Origin of the sequence: Parafrankia colletiae (assembly GCF_001854655.1) — a bacterium.
GTDB lineage: Bacteria > Actinomycetota > Actinomycetes > Frankiales > Frankiaceae > Parafrankia > Parafrankia colletiae.
Genome location: NZ_MBLM01000126.1, coordinates 57,294 through 82,583, shown reverse-complemented (window position 1 = coordinate 82,583; position 25,290 = coordinate 57,294). Strand labels below are relative to the sequence as shown.

The window sequence follows — 25,290 nt, the reverse complement described above, 5'->3', positions numbered from 1 at the left end:
GGAGCACGGTGGCGAGCGTGGAGAGCACGTTCGAGTCGCGCAGTCCGGCGACCGGCGAGGTCGTCGGGACCTTCCCGGTGATGTCCGCGGCGGAGGTGACGGCCGCCGTGGGCACGGCGCGGGCGGCCGCGCCGGCGTGGTGGTCCGCCGGTTTCGACGGGCGCCGCGCCGCGCTGCTGCGCTGGGCCGGCTGGCTCGCCACCCACGACCGGGAGGTCGTCGACCTCGTCCACGCCGAGAACGGCAAGCCGGTGATCGACGCCCGGCTGGAGCTCCTGCTGACCTGCGAGCACATCCGGTGGGCCGCCCGCAGCGCCCGGCGGGTGCTGGGCCCGCGGCGGATCCGCGGCGGCCCGGTGACACCGGACCACAGGGCCCGGCTCGACTACCTGCCCTTCGGGGTCGTCGGCGTGATCGGGCCGTGGAACTACCCGCTGCTGACGCCGACCGGGTCGATCGCCTACGCCCTCGCCGCGGGCAACACGGTGGTGTTCAAGCCGAGTGAGCTGACACCGGCCCTCGGCCTGCTGCTCGCCGAGGGGTTCGCGGCCGCGAACCCGGACCTGCCCGCCGGTGTCCTCACCGCGGTGACCGGCCGCGGCGAGACCGGAGCGGCACTGTGCGCGGCGGGCGTCGACAAGGTCGCGTTCACCGGCTCGGCGGCGACGGCCCGGCAGGTGCTGGCCGCCTGCGCCGAGACGCTCACCCCGGTCGTCGCCGAGTGCGGCGGCAAGGACGCCGCCATCGTCGCCGAGGACGCCGACCTCGCCGCCGCCGCACGGATCGTCGCCTGGGGCGCGATGGCGAACGCCGGCCAGACCTGCGCGGGCGTCGAGCGTGTCTACGTCGTCGCCGGGGTGCGGGATGCCTTCCTCACCCACCTGCGCCGCCAGCTCGCCGGCATCCGCGCGGGCGCCGGTGAGCGGGCCGCCTACGGCCCGATGACACTGCCGGGCCAGGCCGACGTCGTCCGCCGCCACGTCGACGACGCGCTCGCCCGCGGCGGCTCGGCGCTGCTCGGAGGGCCGGAGTCGCTGCGCGCCCCGTTCATCGACCCGATCGTGCTGGTCGACGTCCCCGAGGACAGCGCGGCCGTCCGCGAGGAGACCTTCGGGCCGACGATGACGGTACGCACCGTCGCGGACGTCGACGAGGCGGTCGCCCTGGCGAACGGCAGCCGCTACGGCCTCGGCGCCGCGGTGTTCTCCCGCAGGCAGGGTGACCGGATCGCCGCCCGGCTCGACGCGGGCATGGTGTCGGTGAACTCGGTGCTGTCGTTCGCGGCCATCCCGGGGCTGCCGTTCGGTGGCCGCGGGGAGAGCGGCTTCGGCCGGGTCCACGGCGCCGACGGCCTGCGCGAGTTCGCCCGGCCGCGCTCCGTCGCGACCCGCCGCCCCGGCGTGCCGGGGCTGGACGTCACCCGCTTCGACCCGCTGCCCGGGACCTCCGCCGCGCTGCGGCTGGTCCTGCGGCTGCGGCACGGCGGCACGGCGGCAGACCTGGTCACCAGACTCTCCGGCCTCTCCCGGGCTACCCGTGCGCGAGCAGCCAGGAGATCAGTTCGCGGGCGATGAATCCGTCAGCGCCACGGCGGCCGAGTACCGCATCGGCACGAAGATCGGTGTCGGTGTCGGTGTCGGTGCCGGTGTCGCCGGCCAGGCCGAGGGCGGTGCGCAGCCCGGCCAGGACCGTCCCGTTGACGTCCCGGCCCTGCAGCGCGAGCAGCAGCGCGGCCTGCTGCCGGTCGTCCAGCCTGGTGAGGACCGGCGCGGCGCCGGGCAGTGTCACCACCTGGCGCGCCACCTCCGCGTCGACGACGATGTCCCCGGCGACCAGGCGGTCCAGCGCCGACTGCAGCCGCTCGCGGTCGGTGATGGTGGACTTCAGGACGTAGCCCGTCCCGCCCGGCGCGCCGCGGAGCAGTTCGGCCGCGTAGGGAGCCTCGTCGTCGGCGGTGAAGACCAGCACGGCGGTGGCCGGCCGCAGGGCCCTGATCTGCCGGGCGGTCCGTAGCCCCTCGTCGGTGTGGGTGGGGGGCATCCGCATGTCGACCAGCGCGACGTCCACCGGCGCGGCGGCGGGCGCCGCCGTCACGACGTCGACCAGGTCGTTGCCGCGGCCCAGGGCCGCGACGACCTCCGCACCGAGGCTGGACACCAGCGCCCGCAGCCCGGCGCGCAGGTGCGGGCTGTCGTCGGCGAGGGCTACCCGCACGGGACCGTCACCCGCGCCGTGGTGCCGCCGGCGTTCTGACGGACGGCGAACGATCCGCCGAGGGCGCGCACGTGGTCGGCACCGACCCGCGCCCGGTCGGTGGGGACCGGCGCGAGCGTCGTCACCTCGCCGACGATCGAGGTGCCGTCCGTGCGCACCTCGACGCGTACCGCCGCACCATCCGAGGCGGGCAGGCCGCGCAGGGTCGCGGCCAGCGCCAGGTACAGCGCCCGCTCGCTCGCCGGGTCGAACCGCTCGGGAGGCACCCGCAGCTGGCTGGGCCGGTCCAGGGTGGCGGTGAGGGCGGCCAGCGCCCCGCCCAGCCCCTCCTCGTCCAGGATGGCGGGTCGCAGCGCGTCGGTGATCGCGGCCAGCTCCCCGCGGGCCGCCCGCAGTCCCTCGGCGATCTCGGCCAGCGCGCGGGCCGTCGCCTGCCCTGGTCCCGCCTGCCCGGCGGCGCCGGCGTAGGCGGCATCGTCCGAGTGGGCGGGGGAGTCTGCGCGGGCGGCGAGATCGGCGAGGTCGGCGAGCCCGCGGGCCCGGTCACCGAGGTCCCGTTCCAGCATCTCCCACTCCCGGAACCAGGTGCGCGAGGCCCGCCGCCGGGCGTCACCGAGCCGGACGAGCTGCGCCCGCAGCCCCGACTGGGCGCCGGCGTGCTCCAGCGGCACCGCCGCGGCGTCCAGCACGGCGTCAACCTGCGGGCGGTGGTGGCGCAGCACCGGGTTCAGGCTGAGCACGGCGAGAAAGGTGCCGTCCGCGGACCGGGCGGGCAGGTACCAGCGCCGGTCCGCGACCGTACCGCCGCTCGCCACGGGAGGCAGGTCGACGGGCCGCCCGTGCAGGTCCACGAAGCTGTCCCGCTCCGCCTGCGGATAGTGGACGTCCAGCGTGCCGTCACGGAGCACCGTCCGCAACGCGTCGCGGACGGACGAGGGGGTCGGTGACCCGATCGCCGCGTGCAGCCGGTCGGCGGTCGTCGTCACCAGCAGCCGCGCGCGGGCGCAGACGGCGAGCAGCGCGCACGGCGCGGCGATGGAGGACGCCCCCTGCAGCGCGATGGCGTCCTCGAGCTGACCCAGGGTCGGGCCGGACATCAGGTCCGGGTAGGTCACGGCCGCCACCAGCGCGGTGAACCCCGCCAGCAGCAGGACCGGGCCGGCGATGATCCGGTCGAGGCCCGGGTAGGTCCGGACCCGGACGAGCGCGAGCAGCACGAACGACGCGGGCACCGCGACGTAGAGAACCGTCAGGACCTTCATGAACACGACGAAGTCGGCGTGGTCGAGCAGGAGTGGCGCCGGCCAGAACACGTCCGGCGCGAAGCCGTTCCACTCCGGCCTGGAGACGGCGATGGTCGCGGCCTGCCCCAGCAGCAGGACCACCGCGCTGGACCCGACCCACCAGCGGTCCCACCGGCCGCGCAGGGCGTTGCCGGGGTAGATCAGCAGGCCCCACCCGTAGGTCAGCCAGAACGCGGACTGGCTGACGCTGCCCACCAGCGGCAGTGCGGCGGCGTCCCAGCTGATCAGCCAGGTCAGCGCACTGAACCCGCCGGCGGCGGTGAGCAGCAGGCCGCACCGGCGCGACGACCGCTGCGCGCCGAGGAGCACCCCCGCGACGGCGAGCACGGCCGCCACACCCGCGTTCGGGACGGCGCCCAGCCGGTGGTGCTGCCAGTAGGGCCACCCGGCCGCCACGGTGCCCGCGGCCACGACCAGGGTGGTGACCGCGGCCGAGAGGATGAGTCGCGCCGTCGCGGAGCGTTCGGGGCCGACTGGCATCGCTCAGGTCTACCGGAGAGTGGTCTGTTCCTCCTACCGGACCTGCCCCGGTACGACCACGGGTTATCCCGGGGTGGCCGACTGCACCGGAAGCTGTGAGAAGATCCGGTGTGCGTGTCGCGATCGCGGAGGACAGCGGCCTCATCCGGGAGGCCCTCGGGGTGCTGCTGGCGACGATCGGAGTCGAGGTCACCGCATCCGTCCCGACCGGCACCGAGCTGCTCGCGGCAGTGCGCGCGGAACCACCCGACGTCGCGATCGTCGACATGCGGATGCCCCCCACCAGGACCAACGAAGGTCTGCTCACCGCCCGCGGGCTGAAGCAGGCGTATCCGGGGATGGGGGTCCTGGTCGTCACCGCGCATGACGACGACCCCTTCGCGGCCGACCTGTTCGCGGGCGGCGCCGAGGGTGTCGGCTACATGCGCAAGGACAACATCACCGACCGGCAGGCGCTCAAGGACGCRCTGACCCGGCTCCGTGACGGGCAGCCGGTGATCGACTCGCACATCGCCGCCCGCCTGCTCGCCGGCCACCCGCAGTCACAGCGCCTGCGCGGCCTGTCCGAGCGCGAGCGGCGCATCCTGGAACTCATGGCGCAGGGCCTCTCGAACAGCGGTATCTCCCAGCAGGTCCACCTGAGCCCGAAGACGGTCGAGTCCCACATCGCGAGCATCTTCGGCAAGCTGGGGCTGCGGATGGAGCCGTCCGAGAACCGGCGGGTCCTCGCCGTCCTGGCCTGGGTGGAGGCCGGCCGCCACGGCTGACGCCCCACCCGTCACGGCTGACGCCGCACTACGCCGAGGCTGACGCCGCACCACGCCACGGCTGACGCCCGCGTGCGACGGCTGCGCCGGCCCGCCAGGCACGACGTCCGGTGGCGGGCGCAGGCCCGCGGGTGTGATGGTGCGCGGAATCGGCCGGCTCCGGCCGCCGGGCGACTTACACTCAGATGATCTTTTCGTCGTGTCAGGTCTCATCGGGTCAGGTCAGCGAGGTGCCATGAGCGGTTCGGACGCCCTGAGTCACGTCATCACATTCTGTGGGAAGTGCAGCTGCGGCTGCCCCGAGCTCTACATCGACCACGAGGCCGAGGCCGAGCGCCGGGTCGTGATCACCGACGACTTCGGTCAGCGCATCCAGATGAGCATCGAGCAGCTGGAGGTCATCGTCGACGAGGCCCGCGCCGGCCGGCTCAGCTCCCTGGTGACCGCCGAACTCGCCACGGGAGGGTGACCCACGATCATCCCGCGGCCGCCGAGCTGGTCCCGCTGCCCGGCCCGGTGGCCGCCGTCGCCACCGCGGCGTCGCTGTTCGTCGCGTTTCTCCACCTCCGGCGGCTGCACCGGACGCCCTGGCCGGGGGTGACCAACCCGGACGGCTGGATAGAGGCCGGGCACGCGGTGGTCGCCGTCGGCATGGCGATCATGTTCGTGGCTCCTGCCGAGGTCGTCGGGTCGTGGCCGTTCCTCGCCGTGTACCTGGTGGTCACGGCCGCACTGCTCGTGGCCCTCGTGGCCCATCCGCGGTGCGGTGCGCCGGCCCTGTGGTCCTGCTGTGCGCTGCTGCTGGTGGAGGCCGCGGCGATGGCGTGCATGTCCGGCTCGACGGGCATCGCACGCTGGCCGCTGCGCACCGACGGCGCCCTCGGCACCTGGTGCGTCGTCCTGTTCGGCGGCGCGTTCCTGACCGCCCTGGTCGGGCTGCCCGCCCGCCGCCTCGCGACCGCGACCACGCCCCCGATGGCAACCGCGACCGCAACGGCAACGGCAACCACGCAGCTTGCTGCCCCGTCCACGCAGCTCGCCGCGGGCGCCGTGCTCTCCGACCAGGGGGGTCGCGCCAGCCAGCCGCGGGCCGCGCTCGCGGCACTGCTGCGGGCCTTCCCGGACCCGGTGGTCCCGCGGGCGTCGAGGCTGGTCATGTCGGGCGGGATGGTCCTGATGTTCCTGTCCCAGAGTTCGAGCTGAGGCCACGCCACCGGCTGTCTCCCCTGCGGCGGACGTCCGATTCGTTCAAGACGGGCCGCCGGGGCCGCGCCTAGCCTGGGCCGCATGACAGCGACCCTCAACCTCACAGGCCTGGTCGTCTCCGACATGGCGGCCACGGCGGCCTTCTACCGACGGCTCGGCCTCGAGATCGCGGCCGACGCGGACGGCCTGGCACACGTCGAGGTGGAACTGCCCGGCGGTCTGCGGCTGGCCTTCGACACCGAGGACACCATCCGGTCGTTCGACCCGGGATGGAAGCCGGGAACCGGCTCGTCCCGGATGAGTCTGGCCTTCGCCTGCGACAGTCCGTCCGACGTGGACACAACCTTCGCCGAGCTGGTCGAAGCCGGCTACCGGGGACACCTCGAACCGTGGGACGCGGTCTGGGGCCAGCGCTACGCCTGTGTCGCCGACCCGGACGGAAACCCGGTCGACCTGTACGCTCCGCTGCCGACCGCCGAGGGCTGACGCGCGAAGGTCAGGACTGCTGCTGGCGCAGCAGGGTGCGCAGCGGGACGCCGGCCAGTGCCCGCACGTCGCGGGCGAGATGCGGCTGGTCGGCGTAGCCGGCCTCGGCCGCCGCGTCCGCCAGGGCGGTGCCGCTGCGCGCCAGGGCCAACGCGTCCTGCAGCCGCATGATGCGGGCCAGCGTCTTCGGACCGTAGCCGAAGACCGTCCGGCAGCGCCGTAGCAGCTGGCGTTCGCCGATCCCGGCGGCCTCCCCGACCTCGGCCACACTCGCCCGCCGCCTGACGCCCGCCAGGACGGCCTGCACCAGGCGGTCGTCCGCGAGGGCCGCGTCCACCGGGCGCGCGGCCAGCGCGTTCTCCAACGCGGCGACGGGGTCGGAGGCCTCGGCCACCTGCTCGGCCAGTCGGCGTACGGGGTCGTCCCCCCAGACCTCGGCCAGCGGGACCCGCCGATCGCGCACCTCGTCCGCCGGGACCGCCAGCAGCGCAGGGCCGCGCCCCGCGTCGAACCGCAGACCGGCGAAGCGGGCGCCGGCCGACCAGGTGGCGAGCGTCGCGGTCGTGTCGGGCCCGGCGATCAGCAGGGTGCCGTCGGCCCAGATCACGTCCATGCAGCCGTCGGGCAGCACCCGATGCTCGGCCGGCTGGTCGGTGCCGGCCTGCCAGGTGGTCGCCGGCAGCCGCCGCGCTGGCTGTTCCCGGTACATCTCCCGACGCTACCGCGGCTGATTCCCGGCAAAGTGGTTCCGGGGCGGGCGGGCGGGCGCATCAGCGCCTACCGTCAGCCGGTCGGCAGATACGAGGTCAAGGGAGCGATCGCCTTGCGTCGAATCGTGCTCATCTTCGTCCTGACCGTCACCGCCCTGCTCGCCGGGGCGATGTCGGCCGCCTTCGCAACGCCGTCCGCCTCCGTGCCAGGCACCTCCGCGCCCACCCCGCCGGGCACCGCCCCGCCAGGTACACCGGGAGCCGGTTCCGCGGCGGCGGTGCCCGGCGGCGGCCTGAGCGCGGCGCAGGCGGCGAGTCTGGTACGCAGCCAGGGATACACCCCGCTGGGAGTCAGCGGCTACGAGCCGGGCTTCGCGCTGAGTGTGATCGTCGGGCGGCTGTCGACGTCCGCGGACGGGCATCCGCAGCAGGCCTTCTTCTTCCACCAGGGCAGATACGTGGGCACCGGGACGACACCGAGCGCGGGAGTGCGGTGGATCTGGTCGACCAGCGACGTCGTTGCCCTGCAGTACGACCTGTACCGCCCGGGTGACCCGATGTGCTGCCCGTCCGCAGGGGCCGCGACCGTACGGTTCGGCTGGGATGGCAGCGGGGTCGTGCCGCTCGACCCGATCCCGTCCAGCGACTGGTCCGCGCCGCTGAGCCGCCGCTGAGCCGCGGCTGAGCCAGGCCACGGGGCCGGGCTGCAGGGCCGCGGAGTGCCCGCCGGGCGGTGCCCGCCGCGTCGCGCGGCGGGCACCGTGACCGGCCTTCTTCTACGTCATGTAGAAACGATGTCGTGGGTGTGCTCTACGACCTCGTTGTCGTTCTTCATCTGATCGGTATGGCGATGATCGTCGGGGGGTGGCTGGCCCAGATCCGCGTGCCGCACCCGGTGATCACACCGGGGATCCTGCACGGGGCCCTGGTGCAGATCTTCACCGGGATGATCCTGGTCGGGCTCGCGTCGAGCGGAGCTGTCGACCAGGACCTGAACAACACGAAGGTCGCGGTGAAGCTGGCGGTCGCCGCGGCTGTCGCGGGCGTGGCCGTCGTGGGCAACGCGCGCGGGCGCGAGGCCCCGGCGGCCCTGGCTCACGCGGCCGGTGGGCTCSCCGTGGGCAACGTCGCGATCGCCGTCCTGTGGTGATCGGCGCCCCCGCTGATCGTCAGTGGTCGGCGGGGGCCTCGACCAGCTCGGTGAGGACGCCGCCGAGGCCCTTCGGGTGCAGGAAGGCGATGCGGCTGTTGGACGTCCCGTGCACGGGCGTCTTGTTGATCAGGTCGAAGCCGGTGACGGTGAGGGCGGCGAGGGCCGAGTCGATGTCGCCCACGCCGTAGGCGATGTGGTGGATGCCGGGGCCCTTCTTCGCCAGGTACTTGCCGACCGGGCTGTCCTCGCGGATCGGCTCGAGCAGCTGGACGTAGGAACCGCCGGTGTCGCCCTTGTGGACCAGGAGCATCGCCTCGCGGACGCCCTGCGCCTCGTTGGTCTCCTGATGCGCGACCTTCAGGCCGAACGCCGCCTCGTAACGAGGGATGGCCTCCTCGAGCGAGGCCACGGCAATTCCGACATGGTCGATCCTGGTCAGCACAACAAACGCTCCTGCATCGTGAGACGGTCGGCCCGGAGCCTCGTCCGGCTCGGGACCTGGATCTGGGCGACGTCCGGCCCCAGGTCCAGCCTTCGAGACTGCCCGGTGGGAGCCCGACGGTCCACCGAAGTGTCGGGCGTGCCACACCACAGGTGCTGGAAGCGTGACCGCGCGTGACGCAGCTCACCCCGTGAACGGGACCGTCCCCGCCACGGCTCCGCCCGGCCGGGAGGGCAGGCGGAGCTTGTGACGGGGACGGGTCCCGCGATGCGTGTGGCCGAGGATCAGCCGAAGAGCTTGGCGTGGGTGGCCGGGCCGATGATGCCGTCCGCCACCAGGCCGTTCTTCGTCTGGAAGTCGATCACCATGTGGTTGGTCTGCGGGCCGAACCGGCCGTCGATCGTGATCGGGTAGCCGAGGGCCTGCAGCTTCTGCTGGACGAGCGCGACGTCCCAGCGCACGCCGGTGACGCCCAGGCGCATGTAGCCGCCGCCGCCCGTCCAGGGGGAGGTGGAGCTGCCGCCGGTGGCGCTGGAGGTGGTCGAGACCGTGGTGGTGCGGCCGCTGCCGACGGCCGCGGCGGCCGCGGCGCCACGGGACAGGAACCTGTTGTGCCAGCCGTTGTTGTAGGCGCTCCAGGCCCGGATGCCCTGCATGTCGCACACGCGCTTGGCTGCCCAGGCGTTGACGTTCGGGTCGTACAGGTTGCGGCTGCCGACCCAGCTGCTGTGGGCACGCAGGTTGATCTGCCACAGGCCGCGGGAGTCCTCGCCGACGGTGGCGTGGGCGGTGGTGTTGCCGCCCGACTCGGCGAGGGCGACGGCCACCCAGGTGCTGAGCGGGATGCCGCGGCAGGAGGAGAGGCCGGCGTTCTGCGCCGCCTGCGCGATGGAGACGTCCGAGATGGTGGCCGCGCTGGCCGGGCTGGCGGTGAGGAACAGTCCTGCGGAGGCGCCGATAACGCTTGCCGCCGCTACCGCGGCGGAACGGCCGCGGCCACGGGAACGGCCGTTGCTGGGCTTGGACCTGGGCATGCGGTGTTTGCCGATCGACATCTGGATGACTCGTTTCTACGTTGAAGAGCAGCCGGGATCCGGCGGCCGAGAGCGCAGATAATCCGTGTACGGATCAAAAAATGGCAACGAAAGGTCGCCACGAACAGCGCATGATTCGGCGCGCGTTTATGGGAACGGTGTGAAGAACTTCCGGGCCCGCGCTGGGCCTAGCTTCCAGGAATCAACCCCGAGGGGCGGGCACCAGGTGGCCGCCGCAATGTTCCGGGGGAGGAGGGGAAGTCCCGGCTGCAGTTCCATGCATACGCATACGAAGATCCTTCCCGTACGCCTGCGGGGTTAGCTGTCGGGTTCGGGCCGGGAAGCCCGGTCAGGCRCACGAGCGCGCCGACTTCACCCCGAGGGCGGCCACCGCGGCGGCCGCCCGGAGGAACGTGGTTCCCCCGCTTCTGCCCTGGYGATCTCGGAGGGACGACGGGYCAAGGGCAGAACTCGGCGTACGGCCCGTCGCTTGCTAAGGAGCCAGCACACCGTAACGAACTACTAAGGGTAGTCGCAAGTACTAAATTCCCACCAATTACGGCGCACGGCAGTCACGTTGCGTGCTCTAGGTTCTGTGACATGTACCCTGTGTCACGACGAAGGCGGCCGGATCCGCTGCGTGGGGACGATGCGGCGAGCGTGGCGGATCAGACGGTCTCCTGCGCCACCCACGGTCCGGCGAGGGCCGGGGGCGGACCAGAAAGTGACCCGGCCCGCATCGGCGGGAGATGCGGGAGGCGGGGGCGGCCCGGCGAAGCCGTCGGCCCGGGGACGCGTCCGGGCAGGCCGCGGCCCGGGCGCGCACACACGCCCGGGCCGGGACGATCGGGAACGAGGTGGACGGGCCGGGCGCGGTGCGCCGGCCGGCCACCGGTCGGAAGATCAGCGGGAGATCAGGAAAAGGACTGGACGGGAGATCGGGAGGAGGACCGGATCAGACCCAGCCGGACATCGGGTACGCCGACATCAGATCGCGCACCTCGCCGGCGATGCGGGCGAGGGTGGCCTCGTCCTCGTCGCCTGCTGCCTTCACCGCCTCGTCGATCCAGGCGGCCAGCGCCGGCATCTGCTCCGGCTGCAGGCCACGCGTGGTGACGGCGGCCGTTCCCAGCCGCACGCCCGACGGGTCGAAGGGCTTGCGCGGGTCAAACGGAACCGTGTTGTAGTTGAGCTCGATACCGGCCCGGTCCAGCGCCTTCGCCGCGGGCTTTCCGGCAACGCCACGGCTGGTCAGATCAATGAGGATGAGGTGGTTGTCGGTGCCGCCCGTGATGAGGTCGAAACCGCGGCTGGAAAGCGCCTCGGCGAGGGCCTTCGCGTTCGCGACGACACGGTGCGCGTACTCCCGGAAATCCGGGGTGGCGGCTTCCCGCAGCGCGACCGCGATGGCCGCGGTGGTGTGGTTGTGCGGACCGCCCTGAAGACCGGGGAAAACGGCCTTGTCGATGGCCGCGGAATGCGTTCCGTCGGTGAGGATCATCGCGCCGCGCGGGCCGCGCAGCGTCTTGTGGGTGGTCGTGGTGATGACCGGCGCGTGCCCCACCGGCGAAGGGTGGGCGCCGCCGGCGATCAGACCCGCGATGTGGGAGATGTCGGCGACGAGGACCGCGTCGATCTCGCGCGCGATCGCCGCGAAGCCGGGGAAGTCGATGGTGCGCGGGATGGCCGTGCCGCCGCAGAAGATCACCTTGGGGCGGTGTTCCAGGGCGAGGTCGCGGACCTCGTCCAGGTCGACGCGGCCGGTGTCGCGGCGCACCCCGTAGCGGATCCCGTTGAACCAGCGGCCGGTGGCCGACACCGACCAGCCGTGGGTCAGGTGGCCGCCCGAGGGCAGGCCCATGCCCAGCACCGCGTCACCCGGCTGCAGGAACGCGAGGTAGACGGCGAGGTTGGCGGGGGAGCCGGAGTAGGGCTGGACGTTGGCGTGCGCCACCCCGAACAGGGACTTCGCCCGGTCGATCGCCAGGGTCTCGACCGGGTCGATGACCTGCTGGCCCTCGTAGTAACGCTTACCCGGGTAGCCCTCGGAGTACTTGTTCGTCAGCACCGAGCCGGACGCCTCGAGGACGGCCGTCGAGACGTAGTTCTCGGAGGCGATCAGGCGGATCTTCTCGAACTGCCGCCCGGCCTCGGCCTCGACCAGGCCGGCGATCTCGGGGTCGGTGGCGGACAGGTGTTTCATGGCGGGCTCATGCATGCGGGACCTCCACGCGGACAGACGTCTGACGTCGGAGGCACCCAGGCGCACGGCGCCGCCAGCAGATTCGTCGCTCCCCGGTGGTCGTTTCCACCCGAGCGCGCCAGTCACGACCCTTCGCCCGTCATCGTAGTGGCAGGGCGCCGCTGCGCGGTGAACRCGGATCGGCCCCGGCGGGACGACCGGTCCGGCCGGACACCGATCCCTACCGTGGGTGAGAGGGATGTTGCTAAGGGGGGGTCTACGGGTTGTGAAGTAGATCGCCGATTGTTAACGATTGACGTTTAGGCAGGTCGTCGGGCATTCTTCACACATGCGGTGGACATACCTGGCCGTAGCGTGCCGCTACGTCGACTTCGAGCTGACCTCCAGCGACCTCTGTCGCTAGCCCATCGCTTCACCGGTGCCTCGGYGCCGGACCTCGCAGATCCGGTTCTCTCCGCCGGGTTGTGATGCAGCCCGCCTTCGGTCGACGATCGCTGGCGGGGCCAGGCTTCCACCGCTTCCCGTGCACCGGCCGGTGCCGCGCATCCGCTGATGCCGGCGCAGCCTGGCCGGCCGCGCCTCGTCCCCCGAGCCACCCCCGCTCCCACGCCACAGCCACCCCCGCGCGACATCCGCCGCCGCGGCCTGCCGGGCTGCAACGACCCATGCCCTGACTGAGACGACCCGCGCCCTGACGTCGCCGGGTTGTGTTCCCGTGCCCTTACCCCGCGCACACCGTCCTGCCGGACAACGGCGATCGACGCGATGACGTGACGAGCCGACGCGGCCCCGCTCGCGCCGGGTGTCCGGCATGCCCGGCCGCAGCCATGTCCCCCCGCGAGCCTGAACGACCCGAGGCGATCGRCCCGCCTCCGCAAGCCCCGTGCGACCAGCGAGACAGCGACTCCGGCGTCCTGCCGGCGCCGTGTTCCCCGCGATCCCCGTGTCCAGCCGTCCGGCGCCGCGCCGGAAGCGTGCCCGTTCATGCCTGAGAGGACCATCCGTGAGCACCCCGAGGACGACCTTCACGACCTCCGTCCCCGCATCCGACCTGGCGGGCCCGGTGATGGGGCGGCGCGGCTTCCTGCGTCTCGGGGCGCTGGCCGCCGGCGGGTCGATCCTGCTCGCGGCCTGCGGCGGCGACGATGCTTCGGGCACCAGCGCCGGTGGCAGCGGCGGGACGCTGCGCTGGGGGTGGGCGCTGGTGACCTCGTGGGACCCGATCACCTCGGCGGCGGGCTGGGACGTCCACGCCCTGTCGCTGGTCTACGCGGGCCTGACCAAGCTGGACGAGAAGGCCACCCCGGTACCGGCGCTGGCGAGCTCCTGGGAGTACAACGCCGACGGCACGGCGGTCACCTTCACGCTGCGTCCCGGCCTCACCTTCAGCGACGGCACCACCGTCGACGCCGCCGCCGTCGCGAAGAGTCTCCTGCGCGGGCGGGACGCGCAGAACTCCCTGGTCGCGGCCCAGCTCGCCAGCGTCAAGGACGTGGTGGCGGTCGACGCGACCACCGTGCGCATCGACCTGAAGAACACCGACTACCAGCTGCCGGCCATCCTCGCCGGCAAGACCGGGATGATCGTCAGCCCGAAGGCCATCGACACCGACGAGAAGGGCCTGGCCACCAAGCCGGTCGGTGCCGGTCCGTTCCAGCTGACGTCCTACGTGCCGAACGACAGCGCGAAGCTGACCCGCTTCGCCGCCTACTGGGACGCGGCGAACATCCACCCTGCCAACTTCGAGCTCTACATGCCGCCCGAGGCGGCCACCGCCGTCGCCGCCCTGCAGTCCGGCCGCCTCGACGTCGCCACGGTGYCCGCGTCGCAGGTCGAGGCGGTCAAGGCGGCCGGGTTCGAGGTCCAGATCATCCCCTCGCTGGTCATCAGCGTGCTCGACGTGAACAACACGACGGCGCCGTTCGACAACCCGAAGGTCGTCCAGGCGATCAAGCACGCGGTCGACCGGAAGGCGCTGGTCGACACCGTCCAGTTCGGCATCGGCGAGGTCAACTACCAGCCGTTCCCGAAGGGCCACCCCGGGCACGTCGCCGACCTGGAGAACGCCTACCCGTACGACCCGGCCCTCGCGCGCCGGCTGCTCAGCGAGGCGGGGCACCCGGACGGCATCGATCTCACCCTGACCACCGCGATCGCCGAGGGGCTGCCCGAGCAGGTGCAGGCCCAGCTCGGCAAGGTGGGAATCCGGGTGAAACTGGAGACGATCCCACAGGCGCAGGCAACCCAGCTGGTCTACATCCAGCGGGCGAGGCCGTTCTTCACCGACCAGTTCGCCGGGCGGGAGAGCCCCGTCCAGGCGTTCCAGGTCCTGTTCGGTGAGCAGGGCCTGATGAACCCCGGCCGCACCACCCCGCCGGAGCTCAAGGAAGCCGTCGTGAAGATCACCGCGACCCCGCTGGACGACCCGGACTACCCGTCCGTCGTGCAGGCGGCGACGAAGATCGCGGTGGAGAAGATGCCGAACGTCTTCCTCTTCAGCAACCCGCGCATCCTGGTGCGCCGCCCGAACGTCTCGCCGCTGGGCAGCTACCYGATGGCGCAGCGGTTCGAGGGCGTCACCGTGACCGGGAACAGCTGACGTGGCGAACACGGCGACCCTCGACGCCCCCGACACCCGGAAGCGGGACGCGGGCGCGGGGCGGGACACGGGCCCGGGGTGGGCCCGGGCGACGCGGCTCCCACGGCTGTCCGGTCTGGTCCGCGGCCTCGGGCGTCTGCTGGGCGTGGGGGTGCCGGTGGCGCTGGTGGCCACCTTCATCACCTACGGCCTGAGCGCGCTCACCGACACCAACCCGGCCGCGATCGTCCTCGGTGACCTCGCCACCCCGCAGGACATCGAACGGATGAACCACCAGTTCGGGCTCGACCGGCCGTTCCTGGTCCAGTACGTGAGCTGGCTCGGGAACGCACTCACCGGGGACCTCGGCTACTCCTATTTCACGACCCTGCCGGTGGGGGACAGCGTCGCGCGCGCGGTGCCGGTCGACCTGTCGATCACCCTGGTGGCGGTGGTCGTCGCCATCCTCGTCGGCGGCACCGCCGGCATTGCGGYGGCGCTGAACAACGGCGGGCGGTTCGACCGCGCCGTCACCGCCGTGTGCTCGGCGGCGTCCACTGTCCCGCCGTTCGTCCTCGGGATCGGGCTGATCATCCTGTTCTCGGTGACCCTGCCGGTGCTGCCCTCCGGTGGCTACGTCCCGCTGAGCGAGAACCCGGGCCAGTGGCTGCGGTTCATCATCCTGCCGGGGCTGGCCCTCAGCCTGGAGCTCACGGCCGAGATCACCCGCCAGCTCCGCACCTCGCTGGTCGGCGCGATGCGGGAGAACTACGTGGTGGGCGCCACTGTGCGTGGTCTGTCGGTGCCCCGGGTGGTGTTCGGTCATGCGCTGCGCAATGCCGTCGGGCCGGCCCTGACCGTCATCGGGCTGTACGCGCCGCGCCTGATCGGCGGGGCGGTGGTCGCCGAGGCGGTCTTCAACCTGCCCGGCCTCGGCCATCTCGCGCTGCAGGCGGCCGACCGCGGCGACATCCCCGTCATCCAGGGAGTCCTCGTGACCTCACTCGCGCTGGTCCTGGTGAGCAACGTCGTCGTCAACGCGGCGCTGGTCCGGCTGCGCCCGGCGGCGGAGCGCCGGTCATGAGCGTGCCGCGCCGGATGCTCCGGCTGACCTCGGTGCGTCTCGCGCTGCTGGTGCTCGCCGCGATCGCCGTGCTCGCGGTCGCCGGCGGCGCCCTCGCGCCGCACGACCCGGTCGCGCAGAACCCGCAGGCGATCCTGCAGGACCCGGGCACCACCCACTGGCTCGGCACCGACTACCTGGGCCGTGACGTGCTGAGCCGGCTGATGGACGCCACCGGCCGCTCGGTGCTCGGCGCGGTGGAGGCCGTGGGCGTCGGGCTCGTGCTCGGCGCCTCCACCGGGCTGGCCTCCGTGGTGTTCGGCCGGGTCTTCGAGTGGATCTCACTGCGGATCAGCGATGCGCTGCTCACCCTGCCCTACATCATCTTCGCGATCGCGGTCACCGGAGTCATCGGGAACGGCATCCACCAGGCGATGCTGGCCATCGGCCTGCTGCTGGCGCCGGCCTTCTTCCGCATCACCCGGGCCGCGGCGCTCGGCCTCGCCTCCTCCCAGTACGTCGAGATCGCCGAGCTCGTCGGGGCTTCCCGCTGGTGGATCCTGCGCACCCACATCTGGAACAAGGTGCTGCCGACCATCGCCGTCACCGCGGCGAGCAGCGCCGCCGCCTCACTGCTCGTGGTCTCCTCGTTGTCGTTCCTCGGGATCGGGACGAAGCCGCCCGCCCCCACCTGGGGCGGCATGCTCGCGTCCGACCTGAACTACCTCGCCCAGCGGCCGTGGGCGCCCCTGGCGCCCTCGCTGGTGATCATCTTCACGGTGGCGGCGCTGAACGCGCTGGCGGACGCCATTCGCGACACCACCGGCCTGGCGACGGGCGGGGTCGAGGCCACACCCGCCCTGCTGGCCGCGGGCAGCGCGCCGGCTGCCGGCAGCGCGCCGGCAGCCGGCGGGCCGGATCCGGGCCCGCTTCAGCCGGCCGTGGCCGGCGTTCCGTCCGTGCCGCGGCAGCCCGGGGAGGCGAACGATGTCCGATGACCTGCTGCGGGTCGACGACCTGCACATCACCGTCGGCGGTGGGCCGGCCGGCCGCCGGAACCGGCAGCGCCGCGGGGGTCGGTTCCGGCGCGGCGGCCGCTCGTCCGCGACGGCCGCGGGCAGCGGCGGGCTGCGGGCGGTGCACGGGGTGTCCTTCACCCTCCGGCGCGGCGAGGCCGTCGGCTTCGTCGGGGAGTCCGGCAGCGGCAAGACGCTGACCTGCCGGGCCGCCCTCGGCGTGCTCGCGCCCGGCTGCGACGTCAGCGGCGGCCAGATCGACTTCGACGGGACGTCGCTGGTCGGCCTGCCGCGGCGGCAGTGGGACGGCCTGCGCGGCACCCGCATCGGCGCCGTCTTCCAGGACCCGGGCTCCTACCTCAACCCGTCCCACACCGTCGGCCGCCAGCTTGCCGAACAGTTCCGGATCAAGGTCGGCCACGGCCGCCGCGAGGCCCGCGCCGCCGCCGTCGCGCTGCTGGCGACGCTCGGACTGCACCAGCCGGAGCTGGTCTACCACCAGTACCCGCACGAGCTGTCCGGCGGCATGCTGCAGCGGGTCGTGCTCGCGATCGCCGTCGCCGGCGAGCCGGACCTGCTCGTCGCCGACGAGGCGACCACCGCCCTCGACGTGACCGTCCAGGCCGAGGTGCTGGAGGCGCTGGACCGGCTGCGGGCCGAGCTGGGCCTGGCGGTCCTCGCCGTCTCCCACGACCTCGCCGTGATCGCCCAGCTGTGCGACCGGATCCTGGTGTTCTACGCCGGGGAGGTCGTCGAGACCGGGCCGACGGCGGACGTCCTCGCCAACCCGCGGCACCCGTACACGGCCGCGCTGCTGCGGGTCGCCTCGGTCGGTGACTGGCGGCGCCGCGAGCTGGAGGTCATCGACGGCTCCGCGCCGCCCGTCGGCGCGCGGATCACCGGCTGCCGCTTCGCGGACCGCTGCACCTTCGCCACCGACGCCTGCCGCACGGCGCCCGTGGACCTGCGCGCCGTGCCGGACGGCGGGCCCGGTGCGGACCGGGCGGTGCGCTGCATCCGGCTCGGCGAGATCGACCCGGCTGCCCGAGCCCCCGAGCGAGCAGGAGTACCCGCATGAACCTCGCCGACCTCGAAGCCCGGCCCGCGGACAGCGCCGTGCCGCCGGCCACGCCCGCCACCGGCGACCGCGGTCGCGGCCGCGGCCGCACGGACGATCCCGCCGTCGCGGTCGAGCCCGGGGCGGCCCGCGGGCCGGCGTCGGACACGGAACCCCTGTTGTCGGTCCGTGGCCTGACCGTCTCCTTCCGCGCCCGCAGCGGGCCCAGCCGGCGCACCACCGTCCTGCGGGACGTCTCGCTGGACGTGCGCCCCGGCGAGATCGTCGGCGTCATCGGCGAGACCGGCTCCGGCAAGACCACCCTCGCCCGCGCGATCGTCGGCCTGGCACCCTCGGACGCCGGCGTGATCGACGTCGACGGCACCGACATCCGCCGGCTGCGCCGCCGCGCCCGCCGCGGATTCCGGCGCGGCGGAGCCATCCGCTTCGTCTTCCAGGACCCGCTGCGCGCCCTCGACCCCGACCTCACCGTCGGCCGCAGCGTCGCGGAGGGCCTCACCGTCGCCGGCCGCGGCACCCGCGACGAGCAGCAGGCAGCCGTCGCCGACGCGCTGCACCGGGTCGGCCTTGACCCCGCCGTGGCCGACCGCCTGCCCGGCGCGATCTCCGGCGGCCAGCGGCAGCGGGCCTCCATCGCCCGCGCGATCGTCGACAACCCGCGCCTGCTCATCTGCGACGAGCCCGTCAGCGCGCTGGACGGCTCGAACCGCAACCTCATCCTGCGGCTCCTCGACACGCTGCGCCGCACCCCCGCCGGTGCGGACTCCGCCGAGCGTGACCGGCTCGGGATGATCATCATCTCGCACGACCTCAGCTCACTCGCCGGCATCGCCGACCGGGTCGTCGTCCTCTACCGCGGCCGGGTCGTCGAGGACGGCCCGATCGCCGAGGTGTTCAGCCGCCCACGCCACCCGTACACGGCGCTGCTGATCGCCTCAGCGCCGAGCATCCGCGACGAACACGGCCCGTCCCCGGCCCAGTTGCGCCGGCCCGCCGACCAGCTCGCCGACCGCCCGGGGGAGCGGGGACGTCCCGCGGACGCCTGCGTCTTCGCCCACCGCTGCCCGTTCGCCACCGAAGCCTGCGACCACACCCCCGCGCTGGAACCGGCCGTGCCGGGCTGGACGGTCGCCTGCCATCACGAGCCGACCTGGCGCTCGGCGCTGTCCACCAATCCGGCCGAAGCCGCGGCCACGCTGACCGAAGGAGTGAACAACGATGCCCGTTGAGTTCATCGGGATGGTGGCCACCGCCGCCGGCAGCGAATCGCAGGGCTCGAGCGGCCCCGTCGTCGACCCCGACTACCTGGACCAGTTCGTCCGCGCGCACGAGGAGGCGGGCTTCGACCGCGTCCTGGTCGCCCACGCGTCCTTCATGCCCGACGGGTTCGTCGTCGCCGACCAGATCCTCGCCCGCTCGAAGAAGCTCGGCGTCCTGCTCGCGCACCGGCCCGGGTTCGTCGCCCCGACCATCGCCGCGCGCAAGTACGCCACCATCGACGCCTTCAACCCCGGCCGGATCGCCCTGCACGTCATCACCGGCGGCGACGACGCCGACCAGGCCCGCGACGGCGACCTCGCGGACAAGCCCACCCGCTACCGGCGCACCGACGAGTTCCTCGACGTCCTGCGGCGCGAGTGGGAGTCGGCGGAGCCGTTCGACTACGACGGCGAGTTCTACCAGGTCCGCGGCGCCTGGTCGGCGGTGCGCCCGCCCGCCGGACGCATCCCGATCTTCTTCGGCGGGGCCTCCGCCGACGCGGTGCGGGTCGGCGGCAAGCACGCCGACGTCTACGCCTTCTGGGGTGAGCCGCTCGCCGGCATCACCGAGCGCATCCGCGAGGTCCGCGCCGCCGCAACCCCCTACGCCCGCAGCCCCCGGTTCAGCGTCAGCCTGCGGCCCATCCCCGCCGAGACCGAGCAGGCCGCGTGGGACCGCGCCGCCGACATCCTGGAGCTCACCCGCGCCCGCAGCGCGGACATCCAGAAGTTCCTCAAGGGCTCCAACCAGGTCGGCTCGCAGCGGCTGCTCGGCTACGCCGACGAGAAGGACGTCCACGACAAGCGGCTGTTCACGGCCATCGCGAAGGCCACCGGCGCCGTCGGCAACTCGACCGCGCTGGTCGGCAGCTACGAGCAGGTCGCCGAAGCCCTCRTCGACTACGTGAACGTCGGTGTCTCCACGCTGCTCATCCGCGGCTTCGACCCCGTCGCCGACGCCCGCGACTACGGCTCGCTGGTGAAGCTCGTCCACGAGCAGACCGCGGACCGCGACCTCACCCCGCCGCCGCCCGCGGTTCCCGCCGCGGCGACCGCTCAGGCCTGAGGCACCGCCGGCCGGCCGGCCAGGCGRCCCGTTCGCCGTTCGCCGTTCGCCGTTCGCCGTCGACGCTGACACGACAGGGAGCTGAAGGAGCATGACCATCGAGATTCTCGGCATGGTGGCGACCAAGGAGGCCTCCGAGACCCGCGGGTCCTTCTACGACGGGCCCGTGGTGGACACCGCCTACCTCACCCGGTTCGCCAAGGCCCACGACGAGGCCGGCTTCGACCGTGTCCTCATCGGCTACGGCGCGACGGGCCCGGACGGCTTCGCCGTCGCCGGCCACGTCCTGGCGCACACCGCGCGGCTCGGCGTGCTCATCGCGCACCGGCCGGGCTTCGTCGCGCCCACCCTGGTCGCCCGCAAGCTCGCCACCCTCGACCACCTGAGCGGCGGCGGCCGGGTCGCCATCCACCACATCTCCGGCGGCAGCGACGCCGACCAGCGCCGGGACGGCGACTTCGCCGACCACGACACCCGCTACGAGCGCACCGCCGAGTTCATGCAGGTGCTGCGCCGGACCCTCACCTCGGACGCCCCGTTCGACCACGAGGGACGCTTCTACCGGTTCGAAGGCGCCTACAGCACCGCCAAGCCCGCGACCCCGGCGGGCATCCCGCTGTACTTCGGCGGGCAGTCCGACGCCGCGGTCGCCGTCGGAACCCAGCACGCGGACGTCTACATGCTCTTCGGTGAGCCGCTGGAGCAGACCGCGGAACGCATCGCGCTGCTGCGCGCCGAGGCGGCCCGGCACGGGCGCACCCTGCGCTTCAGCCTGTCCACCCGGCCGATCATCGCGCAGACCGAGGACGCCGCCTGGGCCCGCGCGGACGCGATCGCCGACGAGACCCGCCGACGGCTCGCATCGACCGGCGACCCCACCGCCCGGGCCTGGGGGATGACGAACTCGGTGGCCTCCAACCGGCTCCAGGACGTCGCCGCCCGCCAGCAGGTCCACGACGAGCGGCTGTGGTTCGGCGTCACCGCGCTCACCGGCCCGGGCGGCAACTCCTCCGGCCATGTCGGGACGGCACAGCAGGTCGCCGACGCACTGCTGCGCTACCACGAGATCGGCGTCGACACCTTCCTCATCCGCGGCTTCGACCCGTACGAGGACGTCGTCGACTGGGGCAGGGAGCTGATCCCCGCCCTGCGCGCCGGCGCCGCCCGCATCCCCGCCCCGGCCTGACCGGCCATCCCCGTCCCGGCCGGATCGGCTCGGGACCCGGAAAAGCACGCCACGGAACGGGGCGGGTTCTCCGCCCCGTTCCTGTTTTCCCTCAGGCATAATCTGTCGGTCAGCCACGGGGACGTCCATCTGGCCGAGCTGTGTGTAACGCCGCCGGCGTCCCTCTGTGGTATTGGATTGCCTGTGGGGGAATTGATGGTCGTTGCGCAGAGATTGTCAAAAGGTGCCAACACGGCAGTTGCCGCGGAGACCGTCCGCGCTGTGGTTTCCTCTGCGTCCGGCCCGTCCCTTGATGTCTGCGCCGTCCTGGTGACCAGCGCGGGCCAGGTCCGCTCCGACGATGACTTCGTTTTCTACAATCAGCCGCGCCACCGGTCCGGCGCTGTCAGCCTCGCGAGCGGCGGCGCGGACGGCTCCGCCGGCACCGGGGGAACCCTGACCGTCGCGACCGGGCGGATCGAGGCCGAGATCGCCACGGTGGTGATCGCCGGCTCGGTCGATGACGGTACGTTCGCCGGAGTCGGCGGGCTGCTCCTCCAGGTCCACGGCGAGGACGGCCCGCCGCTTGCCGAGTTCGCGCCGGACACCGCGGAACCGGTCACCACCATGGTCTTCGGTGAGTTGTACCGGCGCGGAACCGGTTGGAAGTTCCGCGCGGTCGGCCAGGGCTGGGACAGTGGCCTGGCCGGCCTGGCCAGAAGCTTCGGGATCTCCGTCGAGGAGCCGGAGGACGCCCCGGCCGGGCCCGCCGCACCGCAGCGCGGCGCACCTGCGCCCGCCACGCGGGGGACAGCCGGCCCGGGACCCGCTGTGCCGCCTGGGGCCGCCGTGCAGCCCGGACGGGTTCTGCCACCCGTGCCCGCACAGCCGGTCGGCGGCGGCGCCCAGCGCCGCGCCGACTGGTATCCCGACCCCGAGGCGGGCGGCGGTCTGCGGTGGTGGGACGGCCACACCTGGACCGCGCAGACCCGAGGGCAGTTCACCGAATCGGACACCACCTGCGGACGCTGCGGCGCCGCGAAACGCCGCCGCCTCTTTCTCGGGCCGGTGCCCTGCGCGCCCTGCGAGGACGCAATCCGCAGCATTCTTGCGGACTGGCACCGCCGGCTCGCCGCGAGTATCGACGCCGGCCCGGGAACGTCCACTCTCGAGGATTTCTGGGCCGAACTGCGTTTCCAGCGCGTCCCCGAGGCCGCCGGCCAGGAGGTGTTCCAGTCCGTGGCGCTGGGTTATCTTCAGCGGCTCGTCACGTTCGCCTTCGCCGACGAGATCATCGAGGAGCACGAACTCACCCTCTTCGAGGACGAGGTCCGCCGCCTGGGCATCGGGCACCCCGCGGTCGGGATGATGCGTGAGCGGCTGCAGCGCGGCCTCGACCTCTCCCGCATCCGCAACGGCGAGCTGCCCCGGGTGACGRCACCGACCCTGCACCTCGACCTGGACGAGATCGTCCACCTGGATGTGAGCGTGGTGCAGGTGCGCCACCTTGCCAGCGGCCCTCGGCACACCCCTGGACGTCTCGTCGCCAGCAACCGCAAGCTCCGCTTCCTCGCCCAGACCGGTGCGGGCACGGAACTCGCCTGGGCAAAGGTGGTCGCGGTCGCCGGGGGCTACGGAACCGTCGACATCTCGGCGACGACGGCCCGCGGCGGCGGCATCTACCGCGTCGACGACCCGGAGTACGCGGCCGCCGTCCTCTCCGGTGTGCTGCGCGTCGCGCGGCGGCTGGTGATCGCACCCCGCGGACGCGACAGCCGCGCCGTTCCGCAGGCGGTGAAGGCGGAGGTCTGGCAGCGCGACAGGGGCACCTGCGTGCAGTGCAGCGCGACCGAGTACCTGGAGTTCGACCACGTCATCCCGCACAGCCGAGGTGGCGCGACCAGTGTGAACAACCTCCAGCTGCTGTGCCGCCGCTGCAACCTGGAGAAGGGTGCGCGCATCTGACCATCGCCGCAGCCTGCCCGGTGGCCCCGGCCGCCAGAGCAGTCCCTGCTACCAGCCTGACGACTGCCTGCAAGCAAACTGTCAGCATTATGGGTCGACAGCTTGCTCATGGGTGGGGGCACGGCAGTGGACGGGCTGAACGAGCGGGAGATCGAGGCACTCGCGACCATCTTCGACAACGAGATCGCCGCGCGGCAGCTTCTGGAAGAGGCGGGTCTGTCCCGGTCGCACCTACCGGTATGGCAGGTCAACGCCGGGATCTTCTGGCGCGAGGTCAGCCGGATCATTCAGGCTGGAGTCATCACTGACGGTCGTGCGCGCATCCTCGCCGCGGCGGGCAGGAGATTCCCCGGGAACACCGACTTCACCCGCTCCGCCACCGGCGAGGTGACCTGTTCCGTCCCGGGCACCACCGTCCCTGTGCCCGGCGAACGGAGGCCCGGTGACCGGGAGGCGGCGAGCGTGCCGCCTCCCGGGAAGACCGGCTCTCCGCCTCGGCCGGCCGCGCAACCGACATCACGGGTGGTGGAGGGCCGCGAAGACCTGCTGACCCATCCAGGCAGCGGGGGGGACGGCCGGTGGCCTGGCACCGGCCGGCCGACGCGGCGCAGTCTTCTCGTGTTCGGTGGGACGGCAGCCGCGGGCGCGGTCGTCGGCGGCGTTCTCCTGACCACACGGCACGGTGCCGGGCAGGTGTCCGACCAGCCCGACGCTCCTGCCCCGCCGGGCGTGGAGGTCTGGGACGGCCCGGTCCACGGTGCCAGCCCGCTGGCCGCACCGCTGATTGGGCATTCCGAGACGGTGAACTCGGTCGCGTTCTCACCGAATGGTTCGACCTTGGCGAGTGCCAGCAATGACAGGACGGTGCGGCTGTGGGACGTGGGCAACCCGGCCGTCGCCGCCGCCCTCGGCCGGCCTCTGAACGGGCACACAGCCGCGGTGACCTCGGTGGTGTTCGCTGTGGCCCGGCCGATCATGGCCAGCGGCGGGGCGGACGGGGCCGTGCAGCTGTGGGATGTYAGCGACCGGGCTGCGCCGAAGACCTTCGATGATCCGGGAAAGCCGCTCGCCGATCCGGAGAATCCGCTGCACGTTGTGGCGCTCTCGCCGGACGGAAACGTCCTGGCCACGGCCGGGGAGGATCGGTCGGTGCGGCTGTGGAACATCAGCCGGCCGGCCGAACCGGAGCTGCTCGGCCAGCCGCTGACCGGACACGGCGGCGTCATCCGAGCGCTCGCGTTCTCGGCGGACGGGAAGATTCTGGCCAGTGGCTCCGATGACCGCACCGTCCGGCTGTGGGACCTCGCCGGCGGCGCACCTTCCCACGCCTTCGACACAGTCACGATGAAGCACGACGATGCCGTCTGGGCCGTGGCTTTCTCGCCACACCGCCTTCTGGCCACCGGCGGGGACGACCGTGCGATACGGCTGTGGGATCTCGCCGACCCCACCGCGCCGAAGGCGGCAGGCACGGTCGGGGCGGACCACACCGACAACCGGGTGTCCGCCCTCGCGTTCTCCCCGGCGGGGACGACGCTGGCTGAAGGCGGTAACGACCGCCTGGTCCGGCTGTGGAATGTCGCCGAGCCGGGGGCGCCGCGCCCCAGCACCAGACCTCTCACGGGCCATCGGGACTCCGTCTGGTCCGTCAGCTTCTCTCCGGACGGACGTGTCCTCGCCAGCGGCAGCGGTGACGCCTCCGTCCGGCTGTGGGCCCTTTCGTAGCGCGGCACCGCACGAGTTCCGGTCGCGACGGGAAGATGGCCCTGGCCCGGGCAGTGTGCCAGGCCGGGGGGTTCGCGTTCGCCAGGTCGGCATGGTGACGTGACGCGCACCTTACATTCGGTGGATGCCTCGTCCGGCGGAAGGCAGCCTGACCACAGGCGCCCCGACCATACAAAGGGCGGCCTACCCCTCAACGTGACCATCACCGCGTGGCCACGACCGCCTGCACCGAAAGGTGACGTTCTCGTGGCTCGATTCCTGTTTGCCACCACTCCTGCCGTGGGTCACACCGCGCCGGCCTATCCGATTGCACGGGCGCTGGTGGGTCGCGGGCATACCGTCCGGTGGTATGCCGGTTCGGGCTTCGCCGACGCGA

General features: G+C 72.9%; 22 protein-coding genes and 2 riboswitches. Of the genes, 16 read left to right on the top strand and 6 right to left on the bottom strand.

Features of this window, described 5'->3' with window-relative positions:
- Positions 1–17 precede the first annotated feature (17 nt).
- On the top strand, positions 18–1,574 hold the full coding sequence (locus CC117_RS19275) for an aldehyde dehydrogenase family protein (protein ID WP_071086139.1): 1,557 nt from the start codon (positions 18–20) through the stop codon (positions 1,572–1,574).
- Here CC117_RS19275 and CC117_RS19270 read toward each other — a convergent pair.
- Both CC117_RS19270 and CC117_RS19265 read right to left on the bottom strand, forming a co-directional pair.
- Positions 1,531–2,214 (bottom strand): response regulator, encoded by a 684-nt coding sequence (locus CC117_RS19270; RefSeq protein ID WP_071086137.1) that lies wholly within the window; start codon positions 2,212–2,214, stop codon positions 1,531–1,533. The two genes, CC117_RS19275 and CC117_RS19270, sit on opposite strands and share 44 nt — an antisense overlap.
- Positions 2,205–3,998: a sensor histidine kinase gene (locus CC117_RS19265; protein WP_071086136.1), complete on the bottom strand. Its 1,794-nt coding sequence runs from the start codon at positions 3,996–3,998 to the stop codon at positions 2,205–2,207. Before CC117_RS19265 ends, CC117_RS19270 begins: the two co-directional genes overlap by 10 nt.
- A gap of 110 nt (positions 3,999–4,108) precedes the next feature.
- Between CC117_RS19265 and CC117_RS19260 the strand changes: the two genes are divergently transcribed.
- The 4 genes from CC117_RS19260 to CC117_RS19245 all read left to right on the top strand — a co-directional run bounded on the left by CC117_RS19260 (position 4,109) and on the right by CC117_RS19245 (position 6,457).
- On the top strand, positions 4,109–4,765 hold the full coding sequence (locus CC117_RS19260; protein WP_071086134.1) for a response regulator transcription factor: 657 nt from the start codon (positions 4,109–4,111) through the stop codon (positions 4,763–4,765).
- Positions 4,766–5,000: 235 nt separating this feature from the next.
- Positions 5,001–5,234, top strand: coding sequence for a hypothetical protein (locus CC117_RS19255; protein WP_018637302.1), 234 nt, complete (start codon positions 5,001–5,003; stop codon positions 5,232–5,234).
- Complete coding sequence (locus CC117_RS19250; RefSeq protein ID WP_071086132.1) at positions 5,231–5,968, top strand: DUF5134 domain-containing protein; 738 nt, start codon at positions 5,231–5,233, stop codon at positions 5,966–5,968. Before CC117_RS19255 ends, CC117_RS19250 begins: the two co-directional genes overlap by 4 nt.
- 84 nt (positions 5,969–6,052) lie before the next feature.
- Positions 6,053–6,457 (top strand): VOC family protein, encoded by a 405-nt coding sequence (locus CC117_RS19245; RefSeq protein ID WP_071086130.1) that lies wholly within the window; start codon positions 6,053–6,055, stop codon positions 6,455–6,457.
- A 10-nt stretch (positions 6,458–6,467) separates the two neighbouring features.
- On the opposite strand, the gene CC117_RS19240 is transcribed toward CC117_RS19245, so the two are convergent.
- The gene (locus CC117_RS19240) at positions 6,468–7,166 is read right to left on the bottom strand and encodes a helix-turn-helix domain-containing protein (protein WP_071086129.1); all 699 of its coding nucleotides are present in this window, start codon (positions 7,164–7,166) and stop codon (positions 6,468–6,470) included.
- A 114-nt stretch (positions 7,167–7,280) separates the two neighbouring features.
- Between CC117_RS19240 and CC117_RS19235 the strand changes: the two genes are divergently transcribed.
- Complete coding sequence (locus tag CC117_RS19235; RefSeq protein ID WP_071086182.1) at positions 7,281–7,841, top strand: LppP/LprE family lipoprotein; 561 nt, start codon at positions 7,281–7,283, stop codon at positions 7,839–7,841.
- Between the two features lie 125 nt (positions 7,842–7,966).
- Positions 7,967–8,317, top strand: a complete 351-nt coding sequence (locus CC117_RS19230) for a hypothetical protein (protein ID WP_071086126.1) — start codon at positions 7,967–7,969, stop codon at positions 8,315–8,317.
- Positions 8,318–8,336: 19 nt separating this feature from the next.
- On the opposite strand, the gene mce is transcribed toward CC117_RS19230, so the two are convergent.
- The 3 genes from mce to CC117_RS19215 form a co-directional block, all read right to left on the bottom strand.
- Positions 8,337–8,762: a methylmalonyl-CoA epimerase gene (gene mce / locus CC117_RS19225; protein WP_071086124.1), complete on the bottom strand. Its 426-nt coding sequence runs from the start codon at positions 8,760–8,762 to the stop codon at positions 8,337–8,339.
- Positions 8,763–9,046: 284 nt separating this feature from the next.
- Positions 9,047–9,817 carry a peptidoglycan-binding protein gene (locus tag CC117_RS19220; protein WP_071086123.1) on the bottom strand — a complete coding sequence of 257 codons (771 nt, stop codon included), beginning with the start codon at positions 9,815–9,817 and terminating at the stop codon, positions 9,047–9,049.
- Positions 9,818–10,088: 271 nt separating this feature from the next.
- A riboswitch (cyclic di-AMP (ydaO/yuaA leader) is annotated at positions 10,089–10,254 on the bottom strand.
- A 497-nt stretch (positions 10,255–10,751) separates the two neighbouring features.
- Positions 10,752–12,014 (bottom strand): serine hydroxymethyltransferase, encoded by a 1,263-nt coding sequence (locus CC117_RS19215; RefSeq protein WP_071086121.1) that lies wholly within the window; start codon positions 12,012–12,014, stop codon positions 10,752–10,754.
- Between the two features lie 32 nt (positions 12,015–12,046).
- Positions 12,047–12,135, bottom strand: a riboswitch (ZMP/ZTP riboswitch).
- A gap of 930 nt (positions 12,136–13,065) precedes the next feature.
- On the opposite strand from CC117_RS19215, the gene CC117_RS19210 reads away from it, so the two are divergent.
- From CC117_RS19210 to CC117_RS19170, 9 genes are all read left to right on the top strand, one after another.
- Complete coding sequence (locus CC117_RS19210) at positions 13,066–14,598, top strand: ABC transporter substrate-binding protein (RefSeq protein ID WP_071086180.1); 1,533 nt, start codon at positions 13,066–13,068, stop codon at positions 14,596–14,598.
- Position 14,599: 1 nt separating this feature from the next.
- Positions 14,600–15,661, top strand: a complete 1,062-nt coding sequence (locus tag CC117_RS19205; RefSeq protein ID WP_071086120.1) for an ABC transporter permease — start codon at positions 14,600–14,602, stop codon at positions 15,659–15,661.
- Positions 15,658–16,638, top strand: a complete 981-nt coding sequence (locus tag CC117_RS19200; RefSeq protein WP_116287840.1) for an ABC transporter permease — start codon at positions 15,658–15,660, stop codon at positions 16,636–16,638. Before CC117_RS19205 ends, CC117_RS19200 begins: the two co-directional genes overlap by 4 nt.
- Positions 16,628–17,734: an ABC transporter ATP-binding protein gene (locus CC117_RS19195; RefSeq protein WP_071086118.1), complete on the top strand. Its 1,107-nt coding sequence runs from the start codon at positions 16,628–16,630 to the stop codon at positions 17,732–17,734. The genes CC117_RS19200 and CC117_RS19195 overlap by 11 nt, the downstream gene beginning before the upstream one ends.
- Complete coding sequence (locus CC117_RS19190; protein ID WP_071086116.1) at positions 17,731–18,963, top strand: ABC transporter ATP-binding protein; 1,233 nt, start codon at positions 17,731–17,733, stop codon at positions 18,961–18,963. The genes CC117_RS19195 and CC117_RS19190 overlap by 4 nt, the downstream gene beginning before the upstream one ends.
- Positions 18,953–20,059 carry an LLM class flavin-dependent oxidoreductase gene (locus CC117_RS19185; RefSeq protein WP_071086114.1) on the top strand — a complete coding sequence of 369 codons (1,107 nt, stop codon included), beginning with the start codon at positions 18,953–18,955 and terminating at the stop codon, positions 20,057–20,059. The genes CC117_RS19190 and CC117_RS19185 overlap by 11 nt, the downstream gene beginning before the upstream one ends.
- Positions 20,060–20,150: 91 nt before the next feature.
- Positions 20,151–21,245: an LLM class flavin-dependent oxidoreductase gene (locus CC117_RS19180; RefSeq protein ID WP_071086112.1), complete on the top strand. Its 1,095-nt coding sequence runs from the start codon at positions 20,151–20,153 to the stop codon at positions 21,243–21,245.
- A 195-nt stretch (positions 21,246–21,440) separates the two neighbouring features.
- The gene (locus CC117_RS19175) at positions 21,441–23,189 is read left to right on the top strand and encodes a TerD family protein (protein WP_071086110.1); all 1,749 of its coding nucleotides are present in this window, start codon (positions 21,441–21,443) and stop codon (positions 23,187–23,189) included.
- Positions 23,190–23,297: 108 nt separating this feature from the next.
- Positions 23,298–24,914, top strand: a complete 1,617-nt coding sequence (locus CC117_RS19170; RefSeq protein ID WP_084132405.1) for an effector-associated domain EAD1-containing protein — start codon at positions 23,298–23,300, stop codon at positions 24,912–24,914.
- The last annotated feature ends 376 nt before the right edge of the window (positions 24,915–25,290 follow it).

What these genes read in the sequence shown, in the direction of transcription:
- CC117_RS19265 (WP_071086136.1), bottom strand. Translation starts at nt 3,998, where the DNA reads ATGCCAGTCGGCCCCGAACGCTCCGCGACGGCGCGACTCATCCTCTCG.
- CC117_RS19255 (WP_018637302.1), top strand. Translation starts at nt 5,001, where the DNA reads ATGAGCGGTTCGGACGCCCTGAGTCACGTCATCACATTCTGTGGGAAG.
- CC117_RS19245 (WP_071086130.1), top strand. Translation starts at nt 6,053, where the DNA reads ATGACAGCGACCCTCAACCTCACAGGCCTGGTCGTCTCCGACATGGCG.
- CC117_RS19240 (WP_071086129.1), bottom strand. Translation starts at nt 7,166, where the DNA reads ATGTACCGGGAACAGCCAGCGCGGCGGCTGCCGGCGACCACCTGGCAG.
- CC117_RS19220 (WP_071086123.1), bottom strand. Translation starts at nt 9,817, where the DNA reads ATGTCGATCGGCAAACACCGCATGCCCAGGTCCAAGCCCAGCAACGGC.
- CC117_RS19215 (WP_071086121.1), bottom strand. Translation starts at nt 12,014, where the DNA reads ATGCATGAGCCCGCCATGAAACACCTGTCCGCCACCGACCCCGAGATC.
- CC117_RS19200 (WP_116287840.1), top strand. Translation starts at nt 15,658, where the DNA reads ATGAGCGTGCCGCGCCGGATGCTCCGGCTGACCTCGGTGCGTCTCGCG.
- CC117_RS19195 (WP_071086118.1), top strand. Translation starts at nt 16,628, where the DNA reads ATGTCCGATGACCTGCTGCGGGTCGACGACCTGCACATCACCGTCGGC.
- CC117_RS19190 (WP_071086116.1), top strand. Translation starts at nt 17,731, where the DNA reads ATGAACCTCGCCGACCTCGAAGCCCGGCCCGCGGACAGCGCCGTGCCG.
- CC117_RS19180 (WP_071086112.1), top strand. Translation starts at nt 20,151, where the DNA reads ATGACCATCGAGATTCTCGGCATGGTGGCGACCAAGGAGGCCTCCGAG.